Origin of the sequence: Alteromonas gracilis, from assembly GCF_036870955.2 — a bacterium.
GTDB classification, from domain to species: domain Bacteria; phylum Pseudomonadota; class Gammaproteobacteria; order Enterobacterales; family Alteromonadaceae; genus Alteromonas; species Alteromonas gracilis_A.
In genome coordinates, this window is sequence record NZ_CP145482.2 from 3318363 (window position 1) to 3344298 (window position 25936).

17 protein-coding genes, 1 other RNA gene and 5 pseudogenes are annotated in these 25936 nt (G+C 46.0%); 7 read left to right on the forward strand and 16 right to left on the reverse strand.

The window, feature by feature from the left end; genetic code table 11:
* Positions 1-3: 3 nt before the first annotated feature.
* From V6N89_RS16025 to V6N89_RS16065, 9 genes are all read right to left on the reverse strand, one after another.
* Entirely contained in the window at positions 4-1296 is a 1293-nt protein-coding gene (locus V6N89_RS16025) for an efflux RND transporter periplasmic adaptor subunit (protein WP_338518478.1), read from the reverse strand.
* Between the two features lie 214 nt (positions 1297-1510).
* The gene (locus tag V6N89_RS16030) at positions 1511-2785 is read right to left on the reverse strand and encodes a sugar MFS transporter (protein WP_346992947.1); all 1275 of its coding nucleotides are present in this window, start codon (positions 2783-2785) and stop codon (positions 1511-1513) included.
* A gap of 101 nt (positions 2786-2886) precedes the next feature.
* Positions 2887-4086, reverse strand: a complete 1200-nt coding sequence (gene nagA / locus V6N89_RS16035) for an N-acetylglucosamine-6-phosphate deacetylase (protein ID WP_338518479.1) — start codon at positions 4084-4086, stop codon at positions 2887-2889.
* A complete protein-coding gene (gene nagB-II / locus V6N89_RS16040; RefSeq protein WP_346992948.1) occupies positions 4083-5093 on the reverse strand; it encodes a glucosamine-6-phosphate deaminase NagB-II in 1011 nt (336 codons plus the stop codon). The genes nagA and nagB-II overlap by 4 nt, the downstream gene beginning before the upstream one ends.
* Complete coding sequence (locus tag V6N89_RS16045) at positions 5090-5740, reverse strand: ATPase (protein WP_346993814.1); 651 nt, start codon at positions 5738-5740, stop codon at positions 5090-5092. The genes nagB-II and V6N89_RS16045 overlap by 4 nt, the downstream gene beginning before the upstream one ends.
* Positions 5637-6065 carry a BadF/BadG/BcrA/BcrD ATPase family protein gene (locus V6N89_RS16050; protein ID WP_346992949.1) on the reverse strand — a complete coding sequence of 143 codons (429 nt, stop codon included), beginning with the start codon at positions 6063-6065 and terminating at the stop codon, positions 5637-5639. Before V6N89_RS16050 ends, V6N89_RS16045 begins: the two co-directional genes overlap by 104 nt.
* A gap of 83 nt (positions 6066-6148) precedes the next feature.
* Positions 6149-6352, reverse strand: coding sequence for a chitobiase/beta-hexosaminidase C-terminal domain-containing protein (locus V6N89_RS16055; RefSeq protein WP_346992950.1), 204 nt, complete (start codon positions 6350-6352; stop codon positions 6149-6151).
* 1 nt (position 6353) lies between these two features.
* Positions 6354-8732, reverse strand: coding sequence for a family 20 glycosylhydrolase (locus V6N89_RS16060; RefSeq protein ID WP_346992951.1), 2379 nt, complete (start codon positions 8730-8732; stop codon positions 6354-6356).
* 123 nt (positions 8733-8855) lie between these two features.
* Positions 8856-11600, reverse strand: coding sequence for a TonB-dependent receptor (locus V6N89_RS16065; protein ID WP_338518484.1), 2745 nt, complete (start codon positions 11598-11600; stop codon positions 8856-8858).
* Between the two features lie 219 nt (positions 11601-11819).
* Here V6N89_RS16065 and V6N89_RS16070 point away from each other — a divergent pair.
* The 5 genes and pseudogenes from V6N89_RS16070 to V6N89_RS16090 all read left to right on the forward strand — a co-directional run bounded on the left by V6N89_RS16070 (position 11820) and on the right by V6N89_RS16090 (position 15607).
* Positions 11820-12847, forward strand: a pseudogene (locus V6N89_RS16070) (LacI family DNA-binding transcriptional regulator).
* Entirely contained in the window at positions 12847-13698 is an 852-nt protein-coding gene (locus V6N89_RS16075; RefSeq protein WP_346992952.1) for a tryptophan 7-halogenase, read from the forward strand. The pseudogene V6N89_RS16070 and the gene V6N89_RS16075 overlap by 1 nt, the downstream one beginning before the upstream one ends.
* A complete protein-coding gene (locus V6N89_RS16080) occupies positions 13668-14225 on the forward strand; it encodes a tryptophan 7-halogenase (RefSeq protein ID WP_346992953.1) in 558 nt (185 codons plus the stop codon). The genes V6N89_RS16075 and V6N89_RS16080 overlap by 31 nt, the downstream gene beginning before the upstream one ends.
* A 244-nt stretch (positions 14226-14469) precedes the next feature.
* Positions 14470-15328 (forward strand): annotated as a pseudogene (locus tag V6N89_RS16085) (LysR family transcriptional regulator).
* A gap of 123 nt (positions 15329-15451) precedes the next feature.
* Positions 15452-15607 carry a hypothetical protein gene (locus tag V6N89_RS16090; protein WP_338518487.1) on the forward strand — a complete coding sequence of 52 codons (156 nt, stop codon included), beginning with the start codon at positions 15452-15454 and terminating at the stop codon, positions 15605-15607.
* 127 nt (positions 15608-15734) lie between these two features.
* Here V6N89_RS16090 and V6N89_RS16095 read toward each other — a convergent pair.
* The 7 genes and pseudogenes from V6N89_RS16095 to V6N89_RS16125 all read right to left on the reverse strand — a co-directional run bounded on the left by V6N89_RS16095 (position 15735) and on the right by V6N89_RS16125 (position 24248).
* Positions 15735-17023, reverse strand: a pseudogene (locus V6N89_RS16095) (M24 family metallopeptidase).
* Between the two features lie 72 nt (positions 17024-17095).
* Positions 17096-17971, reverse strand: coding sequence for an EamA family transporter (locus V6N89_RS16100; RefSeq protein ID WP_338518488.1), 876 nt, complete (start codon positions 17969-17971; stop codon positions 17096-17098).
* Positions 17971-19522, reverse strand: a pseudogene (locus V6N89_RS16105) (M28 family metallopeptidase). The gene V6N89_RS16100 and the pseudogene V6N89_RS16105 overlap by 1 nt, the downstream one beginning before the upstream one ends.
* 243 nt (positions 19523-19765) lie before the next feature.
* Positions 19766-20938 (reverse strand): FAD-dependent monooxygenase, encoded by a 1173-nt coding sequence (locus tag V6N89_RS16110; protein ID WP_338518489.1) that lies wholly within the window; start codon positions 20936-20938, stop codon positions 19766-19768.
* On the reverse strand, positions 20925-22235 hold the full coding sequence (gene ubiH / locus V6N89_RS16115) for a 2-octaprenyl-6-methoxyphenyl hydroxylase (protein WP_338518490.1): 1311 nt from the start codon (positions 22233-22235) through the stop codon (positions 20925-20927). Before ubiH ends, V6N89_RS16110 begins: the two co-directional genes overlap by 14 nt.
* A 75-nt stretch (positions 22236-22310) precedes the next feature.
* Positions 22311-23625, reverse strand: a pseudogene (pepP, locus tag V6N89_RS16120) (Xaa-Pro aminopeptidase).
* Positions 23626-23681: 56 nt separating this feature from the next.
* Positions 23682-24248, reverse strand: coding sequence for a UPF0149 family protein (locus V6N89_RS16125; RefSeq protein WP_338518491.1), 567 nt, complete (start codon positions 24246-24248; stop codon positions 23682-23684).
* A 584-nt stretch (positions 24249-24832) separates the two neighbouring features.
* On the opposite strand from V6N89_RS16125, the gene ssrS reads away from it, so the two are divergent.
* Both ssrS and V6N89_RS16135 read left to right on the forward strand, forming a co-directional pair.
* Positions 24833-25015, forward strand: a non-coding RNA gene (gene ssrS / locus V6N89_RS16130) — 6S RNA.
* 21 nt (positions 25016-25036) lie between these two features.
* Positions 25037-25933: a ribokinase gene (locus tag V6N89_RS16135; RefSeq protein WP_338518492.1), complete on the forward strand. Its 897-nt coding sequence runs from the start codon at positions 25037-25039 to the stop codon at positions 25931-25933.
* The last annotated feature ends 3 nt before the right edge of the window (positions 25934-25936 follow it).

Below are 25936 nucleotides of genomic sequence, written 5' to 3' on the forward strand. Positions count from 1 at the left end.
CTCCTATCGTGACTGGCTAGCATTTGCTTGCAGTGCTTTTTGGGCAGAAGCATCTGAGGACTCAGGTAAACTTTCAACAAGCGTTTTTACCTTGGTGCCGTCTGGAATATTGGCTGTTGGCGTAAGGATCACCTTGTCATCTGTTTTGATGCCATAACCCTTTGCCGTATCAACATTAGATTGCACGGCCGAAACAATTACACTGTTGCTGTCAGTCCAAAGTGGAGAGATAGCACGCTTTCTTAATACGCCGTTATCAACAACGCTCACTTTGTTATTTTGCGATACGGCTTGGCGAGGAATAACAAAAACATCGTTAAGTGTTTGGCCTTCTATTTTGGCATTAAGAAATTGGCCGACACGCAGCGCTGGGCGCTGAGCGTTACTTTCAAAAGGTGACTGCACCTGCGCGACTAAAAACAGGGTTCGTGTTGCAGGGTCAAATGCCCCTTCACTTCTCACAACCTTGCCTTCCCAGGTGTAGTTACTTACGCCCAAGTCGCCACTTAAATACACATTTGATTGCGTTTCTGGCGCCTGACCATTCAGCAAACTCAAGTACTCAAGTTCTGTGGTCTTCACCGGAAGTCTTACTTCAATGACGTCGGTGCTATAAATAGATGCAATGGTTTGATTAGGCGAAACTACCTGACCAATATCTACCGACTGGCTAAGTACCATGCCGTCGAATGGGGCTTTGATGGTCGCGCGTTCTAAATTAAGTTCAGCCCCTGCCAAGCGCGCTTCTGCTGCGCGAAGTGCTGCTTCGGCAGCGGCCACTTGGGGTTTGCGCAGGGCAAGTAATTTAGCTGCTTCGCCTTTAGGCTGCTTATTCCACTGCTGAGCAGAAAAGTCTGCCTCTGCCAGTTCTTGCAGGTAGGCTACGTTTGCCTGAGCAACCTCAGACTTTGCAATTTCTACTTCAATTTTGAAGTCGCGATCTTCAAGCTGAACAAGCACGTCGCCCTTTTTGAATGCACTTCCCGCTCTAATATTTGGAGAAATCGCCACCACACGTGCGGACACATCGGCGACAAGCTCGGTTTGCGTCAAAGGCTGAGCCGTGCCGTAGGATTCAACCCATACTTGATAGTCTTCAACCGTTAAATCCATCACATCAACAGCAACGGTAGGGGCACTCTGCTGCCCTCCCCAGCGTTTGGCTTCTGGTTTGTTGGAAAACATCGCCATCACCGTGAACACCGCTATCACTAAAATAACGATTGATACCAGAAGATGGGCGATCCAAGGGACCTTTCTATTTAAGTGGGGGTAGTCTTTATTATTATTTGCCACTGCTCTCTCCAATTGGCCGTGCTTATGCCGTATTAGCGTCTTATTAACGACGTTACTTTTAAACTCGTCGAATGTACGTGAACGTGCGTCGAAAAGTTTATTCAAAAGCGACAAACGGGCGATGAATGAGGACAAACGGAGGCAATGATCACAACACCTGCTGTGATCATTGATTTTTACGAAAAGATGAAACGATAAAAGTAAGGAAGAAACGCTACCAACGCGTTTTTTTACATCCCCACAGCGCGTAATAAGCGATAAAGCAATAGCACGGCAACATTATGATATAGGCGGTTTGCCCGCCAATAGCTTCGCTAGCAATACCGTAGACCATGGGCAGGATAGCCCCACCTGCTATTCCCATAATAAGCAATGCTGAACCTTGCGCAGTGTATTTACCCAAGTTGTTCAATGCCAGTGGCCAAATAGTAAGCCACACCATGGCATTGGCTAAACCCAATAGCGCAATAAAGGTTACCGTGTTCGGCAACGTCTGCACGCCCAACCAGCCCCATAGCGCAGATGAAATACCCGTATCTGTATTTGAACTAAGCAATATACAAATGGTTAGCACTAAGCCAAGTAGCGCTGAGCTTAGAAGGGCCGTTTGTTGCGATATCAAACGGGGAATACACACTAAGCCAACCGCGTAACCTATTACCATTGCCACCATTGTGAACGAGGTTAATGTTGTTGCATTTTCAACACCAATAGACGAGCCATATAAGCCAATTGTGTCTCCTGCTACTACTTCAACGCCCACATAGAAAAACAAGCTTATTGCGCCTAATACCAAGTGTGGGAACTGCAATATTTGCTTGTTGCTGGCTGGCGTATCATCAATGCGCTGACTCAGTTGTTCGCCTTCTGCTTCAGTCTCATTGTCGATAGACGGAAGCGATATGCGCATAAACACCATTGCTAATATGCCAAGCGCAATGGCCATACCTACGTAGGGTTGAATAAGCGACACCGACATATCGTTAATAAGCGCGACGCGCGCATCGCTGGGCATTGCATTAAGTGACTCTTGATTTACATCTGGCAAACCACTTAGCACCAAGCTTGTAAATACAATGGGCGCTAGTACGCCTGCGGCTTTGTTTAATAACCCCATAAAAGCAATGCGCGCAGCGGCACTGTCTTCGTTACCCAAGCGCACGATGAAAGGGTTTGATGCGGTTTGTAAAATAGTAAGCCCACTTCCCACCACAAACTGCGCCAGCAAGAAAATAGGAAAAACAGCGGTAATTGCAGCAGGTACAAAGAGCAAACATCCCATTGCGATAATGCCCAGCCCTAAACTCATGCCCTTTTGATAGCCTGTTTTTTCTAGTATTTTTGCCATAGGCAGTGCCATGACGACATAGGCAATGTAGAAACAAAACGCTATCAGCAAGGCCTGTATTTCTGTGAGCTCGCATACCATTTGTAAAAAAGGAATAAGCGCCCCATTAAGCCAGGTAATAAACCCAAAAATGAAGAACAATAGGCCAATACTTAAGATGGGAATGAACCTAGCTTAAGCCCTGCGTGTTGGGTACATTGGATTGAGCTTGTGTTGTCATGTCAAAAGTCTCTTATTCTTGTTTATTCTCTTGATTCACTTAAAAGCGACTTATCACTGTTATGAAGTTCAGCAGAATAAGTAAAACGCTTTTTACCTTGCAACCACACTTGGCAAAGCGTATTTGTGCTATCTAAAACCACAAAGTTGGCTGCCTTTCCAATAGCAATATCACCTACCCTATCATGGATTTTAGTAAATACCGCAGGTGTCGTGCTTGCCATTACACTGGCATTGGCAAGGGTCACTTTTATGTCGTTTACACTGTTAACTAGGGCGCTATGCATATCTAAACAGCTGCCTGCAAGCGTGCCATCAGGCGTAGTCAATTTGTCGCCTTCGCGCGTGATATAGGTATCAAAAAACGCAATGCGATCTTCACTTGCCCCAACATGCGCCATGGCGTCAGTGACCAGCATAAGCTCATTGGGCCCTTTTACTTTGTAGGCCAATTCTACGGTTTTAGGGTGTACGTGCTGATGGTCTACAATAATGCCGCAGATACTATTGTTAAGCATAGCGGCGCCCACCATACCAGGCTCTCGCGAGGTCAGCGGCGACATAGCATTGAACAAATGGGTAAAACCAGTCGCGCCCGCCTCTAGCGCTTGTTCAACAACGTCATAAGGCGCGTTAGAGTGCCCCAGCGCCACTATAACGCCGTGATTAACCAAATCGCGAATTACGTCAACCGACACATTCTCCGGCGCTACGGTAATCAGCACTTGGCCAATATCTTTGCGCGTATAGGTTGCCATTTCACGGTCGGTAAGAGCGCGAATGTAACGGGGCAGGTGCACGCCCTTCTTTTCAACCGACAAATGCGGCCCTTCGAAGTGAATACCGGCAATGCTCGAATGATTGTCTGCAAGTGCCTCACTAATGGCATCAGCGGCGCGTTCAATGGTGTGAATATCGTCGGTAATTAACGTAGGGAATAGTGTTGTCGTGCCGTACTTAAGATGCGCGTCGGCCATCACTTTTAGACTTTCATAGGTAGGGGCATGATTAAACATAACCCCACCGCCACCATTCACTTGTGTATCAACGTAGCCAGGTATCACCGAGCCTTTGATAGTCTGTGAAATGCTTGCCTTTACCTCGTCGCTTGCAAACGGGTAATCGGCAATACCTTTAATGATGCCATGTTCAACGCTAAGCACTTGGTTGGGTAACCAAGTGCCGTCCACCAGCACCTTTTCAACGAGAAGATGTGTGATCATTGGGTTTTAGTTACCTTATTTAGCCCTGGCGGTGTGTCAGGGTTTAAGCCCCACTCAATGGCGATGTGTTCTATATCCAGATAAAAACGTTGCATCAATAACAGTGCAGAAAGGCGCGGATGCACATTGCTAACAAACGCATCGGCGTTAAAGCCTAAGTCTAGGCACTCGGCTCCTCTCGCCCTCACGTTGTTCACCATATCGGTATGAAATGATGCACTCTCGTCTTCTATATTAAGCGCGATAAGCTTCAGCTTTTTCTCAACCAGTGTTACCGGGCCATGAATAAACTCAGCACTGCTGAAAGCTTCGGCATGAATGCCCAACACTTCTTTTAACTTAAGCGCCACTTCTCGGCCCACCGCGTAACCAAACCCACGACCTAGCACCACGGTATTACGCGTGTCTTTTAGGTAACTAGCGCTAAGCTGGTTGGGCGACTCAATCACTTTTTGTAACGATTCAGGTAACGCGTTTAATGCGTCAAACAAGGCGTTGTTATCGCTCCAACGTGCACACAAATGAAGTAGTGCCGACAATGTGGCTATAAAACTCTTTGTTGCTGCTACCGCTTTTTCTTCATAAGCACTTAATGGGATCACCGCATCGGCTAGTTCGGCTAACGGCGAGGTTTCATCGTTAACAAAGGCAACCGTAAACGCGCCGCCCTTCTTTGCCGACTCGGTTTGTTTCAATATGTCGGGGCTTCTTCCCGATTGAGAAATAACAAACGCCACTGCACCATTTAAGTTAAGTTGCTTGCCAAATATGCCCGCAATAGAGAGTGCAGCACTGCACACCGGGATCCCCATTTCGGTTTCAAACAAATATTTTCCGAATACCCCTGCGTGATCTGATGAGCCGCGGCCAATAATATAAATAAGACGAGGATTTAACTGCTTTAATGAAGCAACAAGCTCTTGCATTGCACCTTCATTTTTCTCTAATTGTTGCGCAACGACTGCTGGTACTTCTCTGGCCTCTTTGGCCATTATTGATAACTTCATTTCTCACCTTTTAATTGATAATAAGCCGCTTTGGCGCAATGGATAGCACCTTCTTGAGGTGTGGCCTTGCACGCCACTAAACGCGCTTTAACTGAATCGGAAAAATATGTTGAATACACACTGCTTAACCCACCAATCATGGCTAGCCCATGGCTGTGTTCGGTCAATAGTTTGCCAGCCATGCGTTCAATGTACTGCGCCCCTTCTTGAAACAGCGCCGATACACGCGCTTGCTTGTTGTAAAGCAAAGGCAGCATGTGTTCGACTAGTGCAGCATAGTGATGGGTGTTAAAAGTGGCGCATTGACTAACAATTGTGTCGGTGTCGTTTGACTGAAGCGCAGCGCAAATTTGCGTAGCAAGACTGTCCATAGGTTCAAGATCATCTAAACATAGCAAGGTGTGCTGAACGGCTTTTAGCCCTAGCCACGCGCCACTGGCTTTGTCACCAATTGGAAAGCCATGTCCACCCACATCTTTAAACGCATTGTCTTTCCACAGCGTACCGGTTGAACCTGTACCGATAATAATTGCCGCCCCTTCCTTACCGTCGTGTGCGCCAAGGCAAGCAGCGTGCAAGTCGCTTATCACATGCATGGAATGAAAAGGGTGAGACCAAGCTTCGAACTGTTGCTTCGCGCTGGCAATATTCGCCCCCGCGACACCGAGCCCCAACTACACATTGCGACAAGCTTATTGCGCCAGCGCCTTGTGCAGCTTGGCTTGAACCTGACTGAGCCTTTTGGTCATTACCGCACTCACAGGGTGAGGCCACGCCTTGGCTTGTGTTAGCGGCATTAATAGCAATTGAAATCGCCTCTAGTATCGACGTTTTAGCTAACTCGCTATTGCGCATGATGTTGGCGGGGCCGCTTATACCTTCACCCAGCAGCTTGCCGTTGCTGTCTTCTAGCCTTGCGCGGCATTTAGTTCCACCGCCATCAATGCCAATAAAAAATAAATCAGAACTCATTGAAACTTCTCGTTTTGAATAATTAGGTCAAGCACGATAAAAACATGACAACGCTGTCATTTTTAACTATAAAAAACAGACACTTACAAGTGTGCCTGTCTGCTTATTTTTTGCGTACCCTCAAGCCTTGCACGTACTTTTATTTGTGCGTCTGCGCTTACTGCAACAGGCTTCACATAGTGCTCCCAACTGCCCTGCGATACTTGATACTCTGCTTGCAAACCAGCTTTAACATACATATGTAGTACGCCGTCACGCACCACCGCAGCGGGCATTGGCACACGCACGTTAATATCTTGCTTTACAAGAACCGAGTAGATGTTGGGTTAACATCGCATGCTCAAATGCTTGCCAGTCTTGATATCGCGTTTCTTGCAACTGGCTTTCTTTATCAAGTTCGCGCGCGTTTTGCTGCCATGGGGCTTCGTGCCAAGCGCGCTCTGCCAGCGCCAGTAAGCGTGGGAATACCATGTACTCCACCGCATCTTGATTTACGGTGACTTCGCTCCATAGTTGCCCTTGAATACCCACTACTGACGATGTATTCACGTTGTCGTTGCTGGTATAAGCTTTCCCCATACGATCAGTCCACTCCTGACTGTGTAAAGACAAATGATTTGGCATCAGTGAAAACACCTTTTGGGTACTGGTTGCTCTTGAGCCCCAGTAATAGCCCGGCTCATATGGGTTGCTTTGATATGGGAAGTCAAAATAAAGCACATCAGGGAACGACAGCACGACCGGAATGTCGGTTTCAGCGAAGTGCGATACGGTGTTTTCACCACCTGCGGCAAGCAAATGCCAAACATTGGTATACGCCTTCTCGTTATCCAGAGTCGCTGCGGCTTTTTCCATACCGTCACTCCAACCACCAATCGCAATATCGTGTTGTTTTGCAATTTGCTGTACGCGTGTGACAAATGTAGGAAGAATACGTTCTACGTCTTGCCCTTTGGCTTTACACTGTGGCGATTCCACCCAGGCGCCAGCGGTTTCATCAGCACCTACATGAAAATACTGAAGCGGCACGTTCGCTTGCTCGTGCAGTTTTTTGACCGAGCTCATAATGGTGTCAATAAAGTGATAGGTGCTATCTAGACACGGGTTAATGGTGTTGTCGCGATAAAATTGCACACTTTCATATTGCGTCGTGTCTTTTGTATCAACTAACAAAAATTCACTGGCCGCTTCATGTTGGCCCGCATCTGTCAGTCGCTTAAAGCGTGCGTTCATCGAGACAATAGCAGCGCGAGCGTGACCAGGCATGTCTAACGACGGAATAACTTCAATGCCGCGCTGATGCGCCATGTGAAGAATATCGATGTAGTCTTGCTGCGTAAGAAAGCCATTGCCTTTCGCTTGCTTAAACGGCCCACTGCCAAGCTGCGGTAACAAGCAGGTTTGCTCTGACAAATCATGGCAGCGATAGGCGCCTATTTCTGTCAACTCAGGCAGGGCATCAATAGCTAAACGCCAGCCTTCATCATCACTTAAGTGCAGGTGAAGTTTGTTAAGCTTATAGGTAAACATTTGTTCGATTACCGAGGCAATGGCGTCTTTGCCCGGAAAGTGGCGCGCAATGTCTAAATGCATACCGCGAAACGCAAAGCGCGGCTTGTCATGAATACGAGTAACAGGCAATGTGCGCGTGGCTTTGTTATACAATTGAGCCAATGTCAGTATGGCGTAATTTGCGCCTTGAGTGTCTTTTGCGTTTATTTCAATGCCAGCCTCGCTTACGCGCAGTTCGTATTCACCCTTTTCAAACTTGGTGGAATCAAGGCTAATTGCGACACTTAACCCATCATCTTGCTGAGTTAAGCTAAAATTAGCCGCTTGTGCTAATGCGGGCGCGAGGGCGTTAACGACCTCTTCAGTGACACTGTCATCAAATGCGATTCCTGTAATCGCAATGGTGTCGCCTGTATTGTATCGTTTGCTAACTTGTGGAATAACCCGGCGCTCGTTAACTTCAACCAAACTCGTTTTAGCAAGTTGCGCTTTGCTATTTTTTTCTATCCCTTTTGTATCAGTTTTGGGCTTGTTGCTCGCTTGCAGGTGTGAAGACATTGATGCCAAATACGCGCTATCCATCAATGGCATGTTGTCTTCAATAACGCGTTTGTATTGTGCTTCACTCGTCCATGGAGCGGTATGTTGGTTTACCAACAAGTTACTGCCTTCTTCTTTTACACGCGTTGTTGAATCAACCAGCACTGGCGAAAGATTTGGATATGTCAGGTAGTAGTTAGGCATAGCATCCGAGCGAGAGGCGTGCCAAAACGGGGCCGATAAGGTAATGGTGACTTTGGTATCTGCGGCGATTACCTTATCAAAGGTTAAGCGATGTAAATCGCCATTAATATGTTCAATCGATATCGGATGTGGCGTATCAAAACCGCGCACGGGTGCGATATGACTAAAAAACAAGGATGTAGATGCAGGTATTACGCTAGTGCTACTTTGCAACGTGATCTGAGAAGAGAAACAGTTGCCGTTGGGAATATGGACACGGCACATATCATCATCGGTATTGCTCAATACCGCATATTGAACATCAAGTTGCTTTCCTAGCCTGTCCAACTGTGGTTGTTCAATGCCCGCACTCGTCTCTTGTAATGGCGAGCAAGCCACAAGCAACAGTGATAATCCCAAAATACTTCTCACGACACACATCCTTCGGTGGTTTTTGACAAAAATTGGTGTGCAAAAAACAAGGGTAGAGCTTGTGCTCTACCCTTATGCAACGTAAAAATAGCGAACACACAAGCTATTTTTACTCTCCAGCAATTAGAACTTCATGCTAGCGCCGATGAAGAATCGACGGCCATTGGCGCTTTGTGTACCGCCAAGGCGTTTACCGTCACTACTGCGAACGTAGTAGTTTTCCCAGATTTCATCGGTTAAGTTCAACGCTTCAGCTTTAAGCGTGATCGTTTCTGTAACATTCCAGCTAAGTTGCGCATCTAGCTGAGATTGCTCGTCACGGAACTGGTCGCCAATTTCCGTTTGTGCAATAAAGTATTCAGAACGGTAGTTGTAGTTCAAACGCGCACTGTAAAGGTCAGTTTCGTAGAAAACACCCACGTTAAACGAGTCTTTTGATGTGTTCGGGAAGCTAACTAAACGCGACGCTAATGTTGCACCCACAATATTGCCGTCAGCATCTGTTACAGGTACCGCCTCATCTACGCGAGCATCAGCTACGTCAGTATAGGTGTAGTTAGCGTAACCACCGAAACCATTGTCAAAGACATGCTGAATTTGCATTTCAACGCCGTCAATTGACGTAGAGCCACCGTTTTCAGGTGTTCTTAGCTGGTTGATTTGCTGTCCATCAATTTCTCTCGACACGGTTTTAGTAAAGATAAAGTCGTTGATATCTTTCTTAAATACCGTAATAGCGGCAACTGAAGATTCAGCAAAATACCACTCTGCACCTACTTCGAACTGGTTCGCCGTTAACGGGTTAAGCTGTGGGTTACCCGCTGAACCTGAACTGGTTTCAGGCGTTAGGTTTACCGCTGGCGCAAGCTGGAACGGTGCTGGACGAGTTAACACACGAGATGCAGCCATACGCAGCAATACATCGTCGGCTAAGTCGTATGACAAGTTAATGCTTGGTAGCCATTCGTTATAACCACCATCAAAGGCAACGGCTTCGCCTGTATTTAAGTCAAAACCATTAGACGTTGAGTCAGTTTCAACATAACGCAGACCCACGTTACCTCTGAAGCCGTCTCCGCTGAATTTCGCCATTACATATGCCGCTGTAATGTCTTCTTCAATTTCAAACGAAGACTCGTCAAGGAACTGATCGGTACGACGACATAGGGTGGTTGCATCGCCAGCACATTCAGCTACGTTATAAAGCGCGCTATACATACTGTCTTTGTCTGGGAAGAAATAGCTTGCCGCCACGCCGTTAGTATTTGAGTGCGACACGTTAATCATGTCGCCATTCCAGAACGCTGAAGCTGGGCCAAGGCTGCCTTCACCCGTCGGTGCAAGATTCGCCAAGTCAGTTCTGTAACGCGACTGAGAGAAGCTTCTATCACGGCGTTTAAAGCCGGTTTTCACTTCTGTTACTGCACCCCAATCTACGCTGTGCTCGTAATCAAACTGAATGTAGTTTTCTTTGTCTTCCGTTTGGTTTAGCTGGTCGAAAATGCCGCCTAACCACATTTCATCGGTTGGGTTCGCTAGCCATGGACTAGCTGTTGTAAAGTCGATGTAAGGAGAGTCGCCACCTGGATTATAGAAGTCGAAGGCTGCTCTTGGGTCGTTAGCATCGGCCCAAAACTCTGTGAAGAAGTCACGGTTTTCACCTTCACCCGTTGTTGTACCTAACTGGAAGTGCAGTTTGCCGTCGCCCATAAGATAATGACCTTCAACATCAATAATCTCTGTCGACATTTCAGAACCATCACGGAAGATGTTGTCATAGGCAATAAATCTTGCCCAAACTGGACGTTGGTCAACACCCACGACATTCAGTGACTCAACCACGTTGTCGCCGCTGACTGTACCTGTGTTAGTGTCGGTGCCCATATAAGCAATACCGCGAAATGGAATACCAATAAGGTTAGAGTTTACGTTGTCAGCTTTTAACGTAGACGACAAATAATGTACAGACATATCAAAGTTATCTGTTGGTGCCCACTGTGCGGTCACATCAAAACCAACGCGCTCACGGTCTTGCTTAAATAGTGCCGAGCCCATTCCCCAAGGCAATGCGCCTTTTCTATCAGCACCTGCTGGCGCTTCAATAAGCGGGTCAATACGCGGAATGCTTGGGCCAAACCAACCGAAGTCTTCGTTAGTTTCGCGCTCTACAGTACGCTCTTGATAAGAGCCTGAGAAAAGAATACCGAAGGTTTCGTCGTCATTCTTCCAGCTGTATAAACCTGACAACGATGGGTCAAGTGCATCGGCAATATCACCGTACTGCCCTTCTACCGAAATTTGGCCAGAGTTAGCGTCTAGGTCAAACGGCTTACGGGTTTTAAGGATTACCGTACCACCTAACGCACCTTCGTCGATATCGGCTTGTGAAGATTTGTACACTTCAAGGCCAGCAATCATTTCTGATGCTAGAATTTCAAAGTTAAAGTTACGCGTTGCATCTGACAATACGAACCACTGACCTGTACCTACCGCTTGGCCGTTTACCAACGTTAAGTTTTGATCGGGCTGAACACCACGAATGGTTACGCCCTGACCTTCACCAAAGTCACGGTCAATAGTAATACCAGGAACACGCGCGAGTGTTTCTGCCACGTTTTTATCCGGGAACTTACCAATGTCTTCCGCTGTAATGGCATCGACAATAGCGTTAGAGAAACGTTTTGCGTTGATGTTGGCCTTTTGGCTACCGCGGATCCCTCTTACTTCAATGACTTCCGTCTCGCTTGCACTTTGTGCGTCTTGTGCTTCTTGTGCCAGCGCGATAGGCGCCGAAACACTACTTAACGCACCCATTGCTATTGCAAGGCGTACACTTCTTGTGAGTTTGTTTTGTTGGTTTTTGGACATTGTTTTAACCTTTTCTCAGCCAAAATGACAACGCTGTCATTTATTAAAATAATAAAATGACAGGCGTTGTTATAAGGTACAGTTTTTAGATGACAACGCTGTCATTGAATGTTAAGTTACATGACAGATTGTAAAGCTGCAAATATTTTTTTAACAAAAAGATAATAATTAATTCTTAATTGTTGAAAATTAAACCAATTTTTTGAAGTGAGAATGAATTTGGCTGCTACCATCAAAAGTGTTGCCGACATGGCGGGCGTGTCTATTAAGACCGTATCACGGGTCATCAATAAAGAAGGCACGGTTAAACCTGATACGTTAAAGCGCGTGGAAGATGCCATTGCCGCCTTGAAATACACCCCCAACAAAGCCGCCCGCGATCTCGCCAGTAAAGGCGCGTCAGTATTAGGGTATGTCTACGATAACCCTAACGCCTACTACATCATCGATATGCAAAAAGGCATATTGGATGTGTGCAGAAAGAATAATTTCGAGCTCTTGATTCACCCCTGCGACGCCAGCTCTAGCAATATTGCAAAAGAGCTAGTCGACATGGTAGATACCGCGCAGCTGGCCGGACTTATCTTGTCACCGCCATTATCTGAAATGCCTGCGGTTCTCAGCGAATTAGATGCTAACAACATTAGCTATGTGCGTATTTTATCGGGCGACGGTACATTGAGCTCCGACCTTCCCTATGTGCTGGTAAACGACTTTAAGGCTGCGTATGACATTACTCGGCACTTAATTTTGCAAGGCCACAAACATATCGCTTTTATTGCTTAGGTGAAGAAATTCACAAATCGACAACCGAGCGTCTAAATGGCTACAAAGCTGCCCTTAAAGAAGCCAACATTGAGCTAGACGAGTCGTTAATTATAAAAGGCACGTACTCGTTTGAGACAGGGGTTAAAAGTGCCGAAACCATACTGGGTATGTCGCCTCACCCTTCTGCCGTGTTTGCCTGTAACGATGAGATTGCCGCGGGAACTCTATTTGGTGCGCGTATGAAAGGGGTGGATGTTCCTTCTGATTTAGCCATTGCGGGTTTTGAGAACAGCCCCTTTTCACGCCAAACCTTTCCACCGCTAACCACGGCATCTCAGCCCACTAACGAGATAGCCCAACATGCGGCGGCATCGCTTATTCAGTTTTTACGCGCCAGAAAGACTAAGTCAACGGCTGATAATTTAAACCATACTTTTGTGCCCGAATTAGTGGTACGAGCGTCAACAGAGAAAGCCTGATGAAAGCATTACCTCAAGACATTGTTATTGTAGGAGGCGGCACGGCTTATTGGATGAGTGCATGTTACTTAGCCCGCGCAATCGAGTTAAGCCAAACCAATGTGAAAGCGCCTGCGCCGCAAATAACGCTTCTTGAGTCTGCCGATATCAGCACAGTAGGTGTGGGCGAAGGCTCTACCCCTTATTTACGTTACTTCTTTGACTATCTTGGTGTAACTGAAGATGCGTGGATGCAGCACTGCAATGCCACCTATAAAATGGGAATAAGCTTCGAAAAATGGACATCTGCAGGCGATAGCTATTTTCACCCGTTTTTTTCCGCGCTTGATATGCCTACTGCGGATATGTATTTCAGCGCAGTTAACAAACGGCGCCATGGGTATGCAGAGGACGTTAATCCTTCACACTATTTTACCGCTGCCCATATGGTTAATGAAGGTATATCGCCGCAAGCCGTATCATCGTCGGCTAATCTTGATTACGCCTATCACTTTGATGCGGGTTTATTGGGTGACTTCTTAAAGCACTACGCCAAGCAAAAAGGAGTTTGTCATAAAATTGGAACCGTTCAAGACATAGCAGCAAACGGGCAAAATATTGACCACATCGTGTTACATGATGGTGAAGTACTTAAAGCCGAACTTTTCGTAGATTGTTCTGGTTTTAGAGGCCTTTTAGGTAAGCAAGCGCTTGCACGCACATTCACAAGTTACGCCGATACCTTGTTTAACGATGCTGCTGTGGCTATTCCAAGTGTTGCCGTAGCACAGCCAACCAAGGCACTTCAAACCCGTTCTATTGCATTAAAACACGGTTGGCAATGGCATATTCCCCTGACAAATCGTACCTAAACAATGGCTATGTATATAGTAGTGCGTTTTGCAGTGCTGAGCAGGCTGAAGATGAGCTGCGACAACAGCTTGCGCCAGATGACATAAATGCGCAACAAGAGGCGCGTCATTTAAGCATGCAAGTGGGAAGACTTAGCGAGCACTGGCAAGGCAACTGCTTATGTATTGGATTGTCTCAAGGCTTTATTGAACCGCTAGAGGCAACGGCCCTTATGCTTGTGCAATATGCTTTGCACCATTTTGTTGACTGCTGGCAAAGTGAAAGCGCACATCGCATGTCGCACTACAATAACGAAATGAACCGTATGTTTGATGGTATTCGCGACTATATTGCGGCGCACTATTATTTGACCACCCGCACTGACACCCCGTATTGGAAAGCCTGCCAGTCTGATCTGGTTGTGCCTGACACCCTCTCCTATTTGCTAGAGGCATGGGACAAAGGCGCTAACTTCGAACAAGCACTTAATGATGTCGACAATAAACTCGTGTATTTGCGCCCATCCTGGTACTGCATTTTTGCTTAAGCATGCAACGTTTTTCATCAAAAGGCGAGCCTAATTATGGACGTGAAGTAGCTAAAAACATCAACGCTATAAAGGCGATGGCAAAGTCGGTAAACGGTGTTTTAGTCACTCCCTAACAAGTGCCCAATGAATCGTTACTCAAAGTAATGTAAAACGCCGAGCATGACTAAGCACAATCATGTTTACACCAATACATTTACAAATATAATAATTACAAGCCCACACATTAAAAAGACTAATCAATATGAAGCAGCTATCGTTAGATACCCTACGTACTTTCGTCAGCGTAATTGAACTTGGTGGTTACGCCAAAGCGGGCGACTTTTTAGGGCGTTCGCAGCCTGCTATTAGTTTACAAATTAAGAAACTTGAATCTCAGTTAGACAGAAAACTGTTCACGAAAGTGGGTCAGCGCCATTTGCCAAGTGCTGACGGCAATTGGCTTTATCCCAAAGCGAAAGAACTTCTAGAGCTAAACGACAACATATTCCGCAGTTTAACGCCTACACCACTTAGCGGCTAGGTTGCGTTTGGGAATTCCGAATGAATTTGCATCGACTTTGCTACCCGGTCTCATTGGTGAGTTCTCGAAGCGTTACCCAGATGTTTCTCTTGAAGTTACATCAGCACTCAGTCGAGATTTGCTTAATCCGAGCCAGCGTGATCATTACGATTTAATTTTGGCGTTAGTTAACCCAGATGAAGACACCGAGGGTGAAGTGGTGCTAGAGGATGACGTGGTATGGGTTGGTGATAACGCTCACCCTCTTGTAGGCAATACTATCTCGCTAGTGCTGGCACCTGATGGCTGTATGTATCGCAGCCGTGTTATTGAACAGCTCAAACAGCAAACCTTTGCATGGAAAATAACTTACACCAATGCAGATTTAGGTGGTCTGGTAGCCGCTATTCAGCAAGGGCTTGGCGTAACAGCGTTGGCAAAATCAAGTCTTCCGTCACATTTAACCGCGCTTAACCACCCCCATTTACCAAAGCTGGGTAAGGTGAATATTTGCCTATTCAACCAAGATACACAACACCCTGTGATCAGCAAAACGCTTGCTGAGTTTTTTAAGATGCGTCTAACAACCAATGCTAGTTAGCAAAACCAAGGTTAAAAAGACGTAACCAAATACCAAGTCACTTTTTGTTATCTTTTTCGTGGAAAAAGTACGTTGCTTACTTTTGACATAGCAACTCTGAAAAAGCGTACGTGGAGAACTGAGATGATAGTGACGTTGGTATTTACCGTTGTTGTCGTTCTTGCGTTAATGTACTTTTTCAAGGAAGAAAAGAAACGTATAGAACGTCTAGAGAAACAACCTTTGTTTGTGCGTCAGCAAAACGATGCAGAGCATCAGGGTGATGTGCAAAATCATTAGCGGATTCATCATTGTATGTCCGCTCAGAAAATCATTAAAAAGGCTGTACTGGGTACAGCCTTTTTTGATTCAACCAGATGGCTCAGCTTAGTAGCAGACAACGCTTAGCATCTTTGTGTGCAGAAAGTTATGCTGGAAACGCAGCCAATTTACCTAAAGGTTTCGTTAAGCTTTCAGGAGGCTCCGTAAAGTAGGCGGGGCCGCTATTTGTCATATATAAGCAATCTTCTAAGCGCACACCGAATTTCCCTGGAATATAGATCCCTGGTTCGTTTGAAAAGCACATTCCTTTATTCAAAGGCGTAGACTCCCCTCTAACAAAGTTAACGCTTTCATGCCCTTCCATACCAATACCGTGACCCGTTCTATGGCTAAGACCCGGAAGCGCGTAATCTTTGTCATACCCCTTACTAGCATAATACGCACGTACAGCATCATCGACACTGCCGGCTGGCTCTCCGACTTTTGCCGCTGCAAACGCCACGTTTTGCCCTTCACGTACTGTATTCCATACATCTTCTACTTTCTGCGAGGCTTTTCCGAATACTAAGGTTCGACTGATATCACTTTGGTACCCGTGAACGCTACAGCCACTATCAAGTAAAACAACCGACCCTTCTTTGATAACTTGTTTTGCATTGGTGCCATGAGGATAAGCACTGGCATCATTAAACAGGGCAAGGCACCAAGTTTTGGTCCCCCCAGCTTTTGCTGTGCTGTATTCATAAGCGACTTAACATCTTGTTGGCTCATGCCTATTTTCAGGTTATTGAAAACAAAAGCATACGCTCGAAGCGTGACTTCGTTAGCCTTGTGCATTAGCGCTAGCTCTGATGCCGTTTTATACATTCTACAACCGAGTGTAATGGGCTCGGCGGGCACGATATTCATAGCAGGCATGGCGTTGGATATACCAGTTACAACGAAATAACGCACGCTGCTTTCAAAACCAATATTGCCTGATGTAATTCCACGAGATTTTAAAATATCTGCAACAACATCAAAAGGACTCTCGTGTTCCTGCCAGACGCGTACATCGTCACCCACTTTTAGCGACTCCATTACACTTGGCTTTTCGAAAAATGGCGTGACTACTGCTATTTCACCCTTCTGCGGTATCACTAATGCGGTCAGCCGCTCGCTTCGCCACCATTGAATGCCGGAGAAGTAGTCCATTGCTGCACCAGGCTCAACGAGAATGGCTGCAATATTATGCGCTTTCATTAACGCTTGTGCTTTTTCTATGCGAGCACGTCTCTCTTCTACCGTTATGGGCGCACTATCGCCGATAATATTGTTTAAGGAATTGAAATCAGGTTGTGTTGTTGTATCTACATTGCTTGTACGTGCCATTGCAGCCATCGGCATTAACGCTGTCGCGGCCCCTGCAAGCTTTAAAAAGTGTCGTTTATCCATCCCACCATTCCCTCTATTTTGTTTTATCTTTTCTTGTTTCTGTCGTAATGCAGTAGCATCTTTACGTTTGCTCTATGCCCACATTACCATAATAGCTGCGACACCAATCAACAGAAGCCCCGCAACTTCTCTTCTTGTTACTGCATTTTTCAACCAAAAGTGTGACAGTAAAAGCGTAAGCAATACTTCAAGCTGCCCTAACGTTTTCACTAATGCTACATGCTGAAGTGCCATAGCAGTAAACCAACATATCGACCCCAAACAGCTTACCGTGCTGATTGCGAGCACCGACGTTTTAGCTTGCCATAGCTGTTTAAAGACAAAGGGTTTTCTTGAACTAATAAATGCACTTAAGCTTAGCGCTTGAATGCACAAAACCCACAGCAATACCCAAGCTGCCGCGTGTACAAAAGGCATGTCGAGCATGTGACTGGCCTCGCGAACCAATAATGACGTTAACGCAAAGCAGGTGCCGCACAACAAACCAATAAACATGGTTTTGGTGCTTATTCCTTTAAGCCCTGTGCCACTGCTTAATACAAAAACAGCAACACCACCGATGACAATACCCGCCCATCCCAACAAGGTTAAATAGCTGCCAAAAAACAGCATGCCAACCACACCCGCAACCAAAGCTTCGCTTTTCGCAAGGCCAGCTCCAATGGCGAAGTTCTTTTGTTTAAACAGCACCACCATTAATGACGTGGCGGCTATTTGGAACAATGATGCGCAAAGCACAACACCTAAAAAAGAGATTGAAAAGTGGGGTAGCGGCTGAGGTGAAGAAGTGTTTAGTAAAAACAAATAACCCAGCGCGATAGGAGGCGCCAATAAAAAGCGAGATAGTGTGACGCCTGAAGTATTTACATGACCACTGAGCTTGCTTTGCAAGGCATTGCGCACCGTTTGCAAAACAACGGCGCCCAATGTAAACCACACCCATGCCATTACTTCACCGCTGTCGTCACACGCTGAGCTTGCTTTAAAGCCTTTTCCCGCTTGGTTTTAAAGTCCGATTCACGTTTCCAATACGGCCACTCATTGCTGTTAGCATATTTAATCATCATTGAGCTTATTAAGGCCATGTCTTGTGCTACACCGCCGAGTGTCCAGGAGGGTAAGTAATCATCATCCGCTTTGTGGTAGCGCTTTGCGATAAAGCTAGGGTCGGTGTCACCTAAACTCATGAACAGTATCGACGGTACGCCTTGCTTGGCGAGTGCAAAATGATCGGAACGAAAAAACAATCCATTTTGTGGACGAGGGTCCATTTTAACAGTTCGCCCTTGCGCCATTGCTGCTGCGTGTAAATCGTCTTCAATGGATAGATAGCCTTCTCCATACTGCAAAATATAATCCACGCCATCGTTTACGTTCATGCCATCTATATTAAGAAAAGCAACCATATTAGCCGTTGGAATGGGCGGGTTGTTTGCAAAGTAATCGGCGCCTAACAGCCCTGTTTCTTCAGCGGTAAAGGCACTAAACATCAATGTGCGTTTTGCTTTAACATACTTGTGCCGCGCAACAAAGCTGTCTGCTATCGTTAGCACGCTTAGCAACGCCAGATGCATTATCTACCGCGCCATTGTAAATCGTGGTCACACCATCTTTTTCAACTTTACCCAAATGATCCCAATGGGCATGCAACATAACCCACTCGTCTGGCGTTTCGCTGCCGGGAAGAATACCCGCTACATTTTGCGATTCAGCATGGGCAATTTGGTTGGTAAAGCTAAGCGATGCGGTGGTGTTGAGTTTGATGGGCGTAAAACCTGGTTTAGACGCTTGTGCTTTTAAGTCAGCATAATTTAGACCTGCGCTTTCAAGCAATGCTCGCGCGGCGTTTAAATGTAGCCACCCCATAACCCCCACCTGCGACGCATTGTTATTGTCGTCGACAAGCGCGAACTTGGTATTTGAGTTTGAATTTTCAACGACCCCCCAACCATAGCCTGCTGGCATTGTTTCATGAATAATGAAGACCGCTTCTGCGCCCTGCCGTGCAGCCTCTTCATATTTGTAGGTCCAACGCCCGTAGTAGGTCATGGCGTTGCCCTGGAACAAGTCAGGATCTTTAGAGGCAAAGCCCGGGTCGTTAACTAACATCACAACCGTCTTACCTTTTACATCTAACCCTGAATAGTCGTTCCAATCGTACTCAGGCGCATTAATACCATAGCCCACAAAGACTACATCGCTATTGGTAAGGCTGTAATCATTAACAACACGCTGAGTTCGCGCAGTAAACTCGCTGCCCGCTTTAAGCGCTTTACCACCTATTTTAAGCGCCGACATTTTTGTGGGGGTAATCTTAGCCATAGGGACAGCCTGTGTGTAGCTGTCTCCAAACGCTGGCTGTAAGCCAAGCTGCTTGTAGGTATCAATAAGGTAAGCGACCGTTTTTTCTTCACCCTTAGACAAAGGACCTCGTCCTTCAAAGGCGTCGCTTGCTAATACCTTGGCGTGGGCTCTGTATAAATCTAAGCTGTATGCCATTACTGACGATGTGTCGTAGGGGGCCACTTGGTTTTCTTTTTTGTCAGATTCAGCGGCATGCAAGCCTGCACAAAAGAATGTCACGAAACAAAATAAAGCGCCGCGATTCGGCGCTGGGCGTCGCGTTAGCCCAAGTGTTTTTTTAAAAACGATGTTAAACATAAATATGGATAAAAAAGAAAAGGATACCCAAGAGTATCCTTTACCTATTTCTATCTCAATGTGAATCCTAAAGAATCTGCGTCACATTCCCATAGCATGGCTCACAAACGCATTTTTCACAGCATCAAGCTTGTTGGTTGCGCTTAACCCTACTCCGCGTATTAGCTTTTTAATCGGGTCATCGCCATCAAATAGAAATTTAAAACCATCCATTGCTGCAATCATTTTCATCGCTTGGGTTTTACGGGCGCGCTCGTAGGCACGAAGGTGTTTATGTAAACCAATGTCTTTGCCATCTGACGCTAAATCAATTAATGATGACGCCAAAGCAATCGCATCTTGCATACCTAAATTTGCGCCTTGCCCTGCAAGAGGGTGAATAGTGTGTGCGGCGTCGCCTACTAGCACAACGCCGTCTTTCGCCCATTCGCGGGCATAACGCATCGTTAAAGGAAATGATGTACGCTGCGTCTCAAGCGTTAATATACCAAGCACACAATTGCTCGCCGCGCTCAATGCGCTGCAAAAAGCATTGTCGTCCAAAGAAGATAAACTTGCGGCGGCCTCTGGCTGTTGAGACCAGACAATAGAACATACGTGGGGGTCTGCCATAGGCAGTAAGGCCAACGGCCCCGTCGGCGTAAATGCCTGTCGAGCAACATTATTGTGAGGTTGCTCTGTTCTGATGTTGGCGACGATAGCGGTATGTTCGTAGTCTTTAAACGTAATAGGAAAGCCAGCTTGCTTACGCACATAAGAGTTAGCACCATCGGCGCCAACCAACAAACTGCAGCTTAGCACGTCGTTATTATCAAGCATCACCATAGTTTGCTTTGGACCCGCTAACACTCGCTCAATTCCTGCTGTTACAAAATGCACATTGGATTGTTGTGTTACTGCATGAGACAGCGCATTAACCAACGCCTGATTTTCAATTATGGTCCCTAGTGCATCACTTCCCATGTCATTACAAGAAAAATGAATATCGCCAAAACTGTCCTTGTCCCATACATGCATATCAGTGTACGCACAGGTTCTGTCTTGCTGTAAATGCGTCAACACGTCTAGTTTGTGCAAAGCAGAAATATTAGCCTGATTAATGGCACTTACACGCGCACTGGGCTTATCGCCCAGCACCTTATAACACTCACTCTTATCAATAATGGCTACTTGTAACTCACTGTTTTTCAGCGCGGCAGCTAATGTAAGACCTACAATGCCTGCGCCTACAATGGCAATATCAACATGCTGCATTATTTTCTCTACTCTCATTCGAATTTTGCGACGTATCAGGGTAATGCTTTTTATACTCAGCATACCCGGTCGTTTGCCTAACAAACGCTTTTTTAGCATTGGGCAGCATGTTAAGCGTTAACAACGCCATATTGCGGCCAATCACCGTTGGTAAATAGCCATTGGAGAAAGTACGTACCAATGTGTCAGTCAGCCGTATCGTCTTATCTCTATCAGACTGACGCATAGCGGCATACGCATTGGTTATTGCAAAGGCACCAGCATCAATTTGAGCGCCTTGAACACTGCGTTTCGCGTCTTTTAGTACATCAACTAAGGTAATAATGTCTCGAAGCCCCAAATTAAACCCCTGCCCTGCTATTGGGTGTAAAGCTTGAGCAGCATTCCCCACGACTACGCTTCTATGCACTGCAACCTGATCAGCTCGAGTTAGTGCAAGAGGGTAACTGGCTTTTTGGCTTATGCGTAAAATCTTGCCTTGCCTGTATCCAAATGCCGCTTGCAGTTTATCTGCAAACTCAGTTTCGCCCAAACTCAGAAGGTGGGCAGCGTCTTCTGCGCTGACCGTCCAAACGACGGAGAAGCCATTTGCTGTGGCTTTTACTGCGTTAATCTCGCTGTCAAAAGGCAAAAATGCAAGCGGGCCAGACTCTGTGAAACGTTCATATGCTTTGTTGTTGTGCGGTAGCTGCGTATGTACGTTAAACACTACTGCAGTTTGTTGATATGTCACTATATCTTTGGTGATGCCAACTTGATCAGCCAACGCTGAACGGCCACCATCTGCAAGCACCAGTAATTTGGTTTGAAGTACCTCGCCATTTTCAAGCAAAACGTCGGTATGATGTTGAAAGCGCGATACCGTGTGCACTGACGCGGGGGCAATAGTGTCGTAATGGTTACCCATATTTGCCGCTAAATGGGTGAGCGCGCTAAGAGAAACCACCTGACCAAAAGCGTCAATGTGATAGTCATTACAATACAAATCAACAAGGCCGATATGCCCTTTGTCACTCACTTCAATATGGTGGATATTCGGTGGCGCTTCACCGTGAAGCTGCTTAGATAGGCTATCAACATTAATACCAAGCTGGGCTAATTCGTTAACCGTTCGCCGGGCGAGCGCAATCACTCGAGTGTCAGTGAAAGGATTAAAATTACCTTTCTGAGTATCCACGTCTTTAGGGTCTGCGGCGTCGACAAGTGTTACTTTTAACCCCACTTGCTCCGACAATCCTTTGGCTAACACGGTACCAACAATACCGCCTCCGACAACTACAACATCAACCGATTTCACTACCTGCTACTCACTTTATTTTGGTTTGTCGCCTTTTTCACTTTGACGTTTCGTTGTTTGGCTTCGCCTTGCGCACTAGCGTGCCATAAGCGCTTCGACTTCATCTATATCTTTAGGTACATCTGCTGTTAATACCTCTACACCAGTGGCTGTGATCACTACATCGTCTTCAATGCGAACGCCAATACCTTTGTACTCATCTGGTGCGTCGCTATCTTCGCTTATATAAATACCGGGTTCTACAGTAATTACCATGCCCGGTTTAAGGGGACGGTCCTCACCATCAATTTTATAATTGCCCACATCGTGGACATCTAAGCCGATAAAATGTCCGAGGCCGTGCATGTAATATTGACGCCAAGTTTCCTGCTCTAGATTTTCAGCAACACTGCCTTCTAGAATTCCAAGTGCCACTAAACCTTCAGTGATCACCTCAGCGCTATATTGCATTGCTTCGGTCAATGACATACCTGGCATAAGTTTATCTAGCACGCTTGTTTGCGCTTTCAGCACTAGGCTATATATATCGCGCTGCGCTTCAGCGTAAAAACGCCATTGGCAGGAAAGGTACGTGTAATATCTGAAGCATAACCTTGATACTCTGCGCCTGCGTCGATCAAGATCAAATCACCGTCGTTTACCTGCGCATCATTTTGCGTGTAATGTAAAATACACGCGTTGTTTCCGCTGCCTACAATAGTGCTGTATGCTTAGGTGAACGCGCTCCGGCCATAGCAAACTCATGATGAATTTCGGCTTCCAGCTGATATTCATAAACACCAGGTTTCGCAAACTGCATGGCGCGTTTGTGAGCCCGTGCGGTAATCTCGCCCGCCGCCTTCATCATAGCGACTTCGCATGCAGACTTGAACAAACGCATTTCATGTAAAATTGGACGTGGATCACTTATGGTTAATGGTGCAAGCGACTCTTTTGGTGCTTCACGCAGCGTGGTTAACGCTTTACTTATTAGCCTGTCATGACTGGCACTGTGACCCATAGCAAAATAAACATTTTGCTGTCCCTGCATCGACTCTAAAAGCGCCTCTTCTAATTCTTGAAGCTCAAACGCTTCGTCTAAACTAAAGCGAGATAATGCCGCTTCTGCTCCCAGACGCTTACCGTGCCAGATTTCGGCGTGTGGGTCTTTTGCCTGCACAACCATAGCGCGATAACGCTCACCATAACGAGGATGATTAGATAGTATTAACCAGGCATTGGGCTCTTCAAAGCCCGTGAGATACCAAAAGTCACTATCTTGCCTAAAAAGATACTCTGTATCTCGACTACGCGTGACCAGAGTAGAGGCAGGTATAATACATACACTGTTTGGCTGGCATTGAGCGAGTAATCTATCTTGACGTGCAATGAACTCTTGCGCACTGATCATAAAACCGATCCCGATAACGTTGGTGAAAAGTCGATGAGTATCTATTCCGATTAGTGCTAATGCACCGAAGGCGTGTCTTGTTGGTCATCCAATAATGACTGACCCAGTTCGCTGAAACACAAAATTGCAGAAATTTTTACGTATTCTACAACTTCAAATAGCGCCTTTTCTGACTCTTCGTCAGCATCCATCGGCTCTTCCATTCGCGCAATATCAGCAAAGTCTTCTAGCGCTTCTTTAACGTCTTCAGAGCACTGCATTAAATCTTGCTGGTGTAACCCAAAGCCAAGCATAAACCCTTGCACCCAATTAATTAACGCAGTACCTCTGTCGTTAATTGGCGCCTGGTCGTCAGGCAGAAGAAGGTTCAACGCAAACTCTGGCTCTAGTAATTGTTGGCATGTTTGATTGAATAGCGAAGTGAGCAAATACGAGGTTTGATCGGAAAAACCATCACCTTGATTAATAGTTTCACTAAGTGCTTCGAGCCACTTTTGATCCGTCAATGACATGCCACCACACAACATGCCACACAGCATACCGTGAACTTCAGCACCATCTACAATAATGCCATGTTGAGAAAGTTTGTTACTTACGCTGTCGTAATCGAGCTGTTTTTCCACAAAGAAGTCTCTTTAAATAAATCAGTATTGAGAAGACGTAGCTCAACGCGCATTTTTCTTTGCTGTCGCGATAAGCCCATCTCTTATTTGTGGTAGTAATACTAGCAAAATTCAATATATAAAACCTACTTTTGCTTTGAGTACTCTTAGACACAGATAACAACACGAACAGACAATGAACAATGTTTTGTATTAAACGAGAGACTTTGATTACTCACTGTGCAAACGAGCGCTCATTTGGTCATTTCCCCCTATCTGCACTGGCAACATAGCGTTATTTAATCTAAGATCTTGTTCTAGTTTGAAGCTGACATGTCGAATTCTTATTTGTGCGTTCTGCTTTCAAACCCTGTAGAGACAAGGATTTCCACTCACAACAGGCAATCATTAATGCTTGTGCGAAAGCGCGAACATTGAGCTTATTAAATATGCGTGTATAATTGCTGACCAACTGGTCAAGAAAATGTATAGTTCTTTTCAACAGTAATAATCAACAACGCAAAAATAAGTAGTTGGTGCACCAAGTGATCCGCTTCACTGAACTGCCCGTTTGATATACCCTGTTGCGTTTAATACAACAACAATGTTTCCTGGGATGTTTGCTAGTTCATTCATGTCCCTGGCCGATGCTTTAAACCTAGGAAGTTGAAACAGCTGCTATTGTGCAAGCTCGACGCGTATCGAGAAGCCTACGGCAATTGTGATGCTTCCGCCCTGAACTTTTCGGTTCACGGGCGAAACATGGACAGCGGCATTCTGGGAAGCGCCCTCTTTCGACGGAAGAAGAAATGGCAATAATAAATTTTGGCTCTATAAATATCGATCACGTTTATCAGGTAGAACATTTTGTACAACCTGGTGAAACGCTGGCCTCAACCCATTACCAGACTTTATTAGGTGGTAAGGGTGCAAACCAATCTATCGCTTTAGCGCAAGCTGGAGCTGACGTACGCCACGTTGGCAGCATTCACGAAAACGACGCCGCATTTAAGCAAGCCCTTATCAAGAAAGGCGTAGACTGTCGCGGTGTAAAATGCTCAGAAACGCCTTCTGGTCACGCTATTATTCAAGTTACGCCAAGTGGCGAAAATGCCATTGTACTGTTCGGCGGTGCTAACCAAACGATCACTGCAAAAACCGTAATGCAGGCGCTCGACGATGCAAAACCATCTGACTGGGTGTTAACGCAAAACGAAACCAGCAGCATCGAAGAAGTACTGCGCCAAGCAAAGGAAAAGCAACTCAAGGTTGCATTCAACCCTGCACCAATGAGTGAATCGGTAAAACAGCTTCCGCTAGAATGCGTTGACTTACTGATTGTTAATGAAACTGAAGCTGCTGCAATAACAGATAAAGACTCTCTTGAAGATATTGTGGCCGTGTTCAAATCACAATGGTCACACTGCGAAGTCATTATTACATTGGGCAAAGCTGGCGTAATGATGCTACGCAAAAACGAGGATGTTGAGGTTAAAGCATTCTCTGTTGACGCTGTTGATACCACTGCCGCGGGCGACACCTTTATTGGTTACTTCCTTTCGGCATACAGCAACCACACTGATGCTAAGCAGGCGCTACGTCGCGGTTGTGCAGCATCTGCTATAGCAGTAACTCGCGAAGGTGCAGCGCAAAGTATACCAACGCAAAAAGAAGTGGATCGTTTCTTAGCGAAACACGCCAACTAGCAA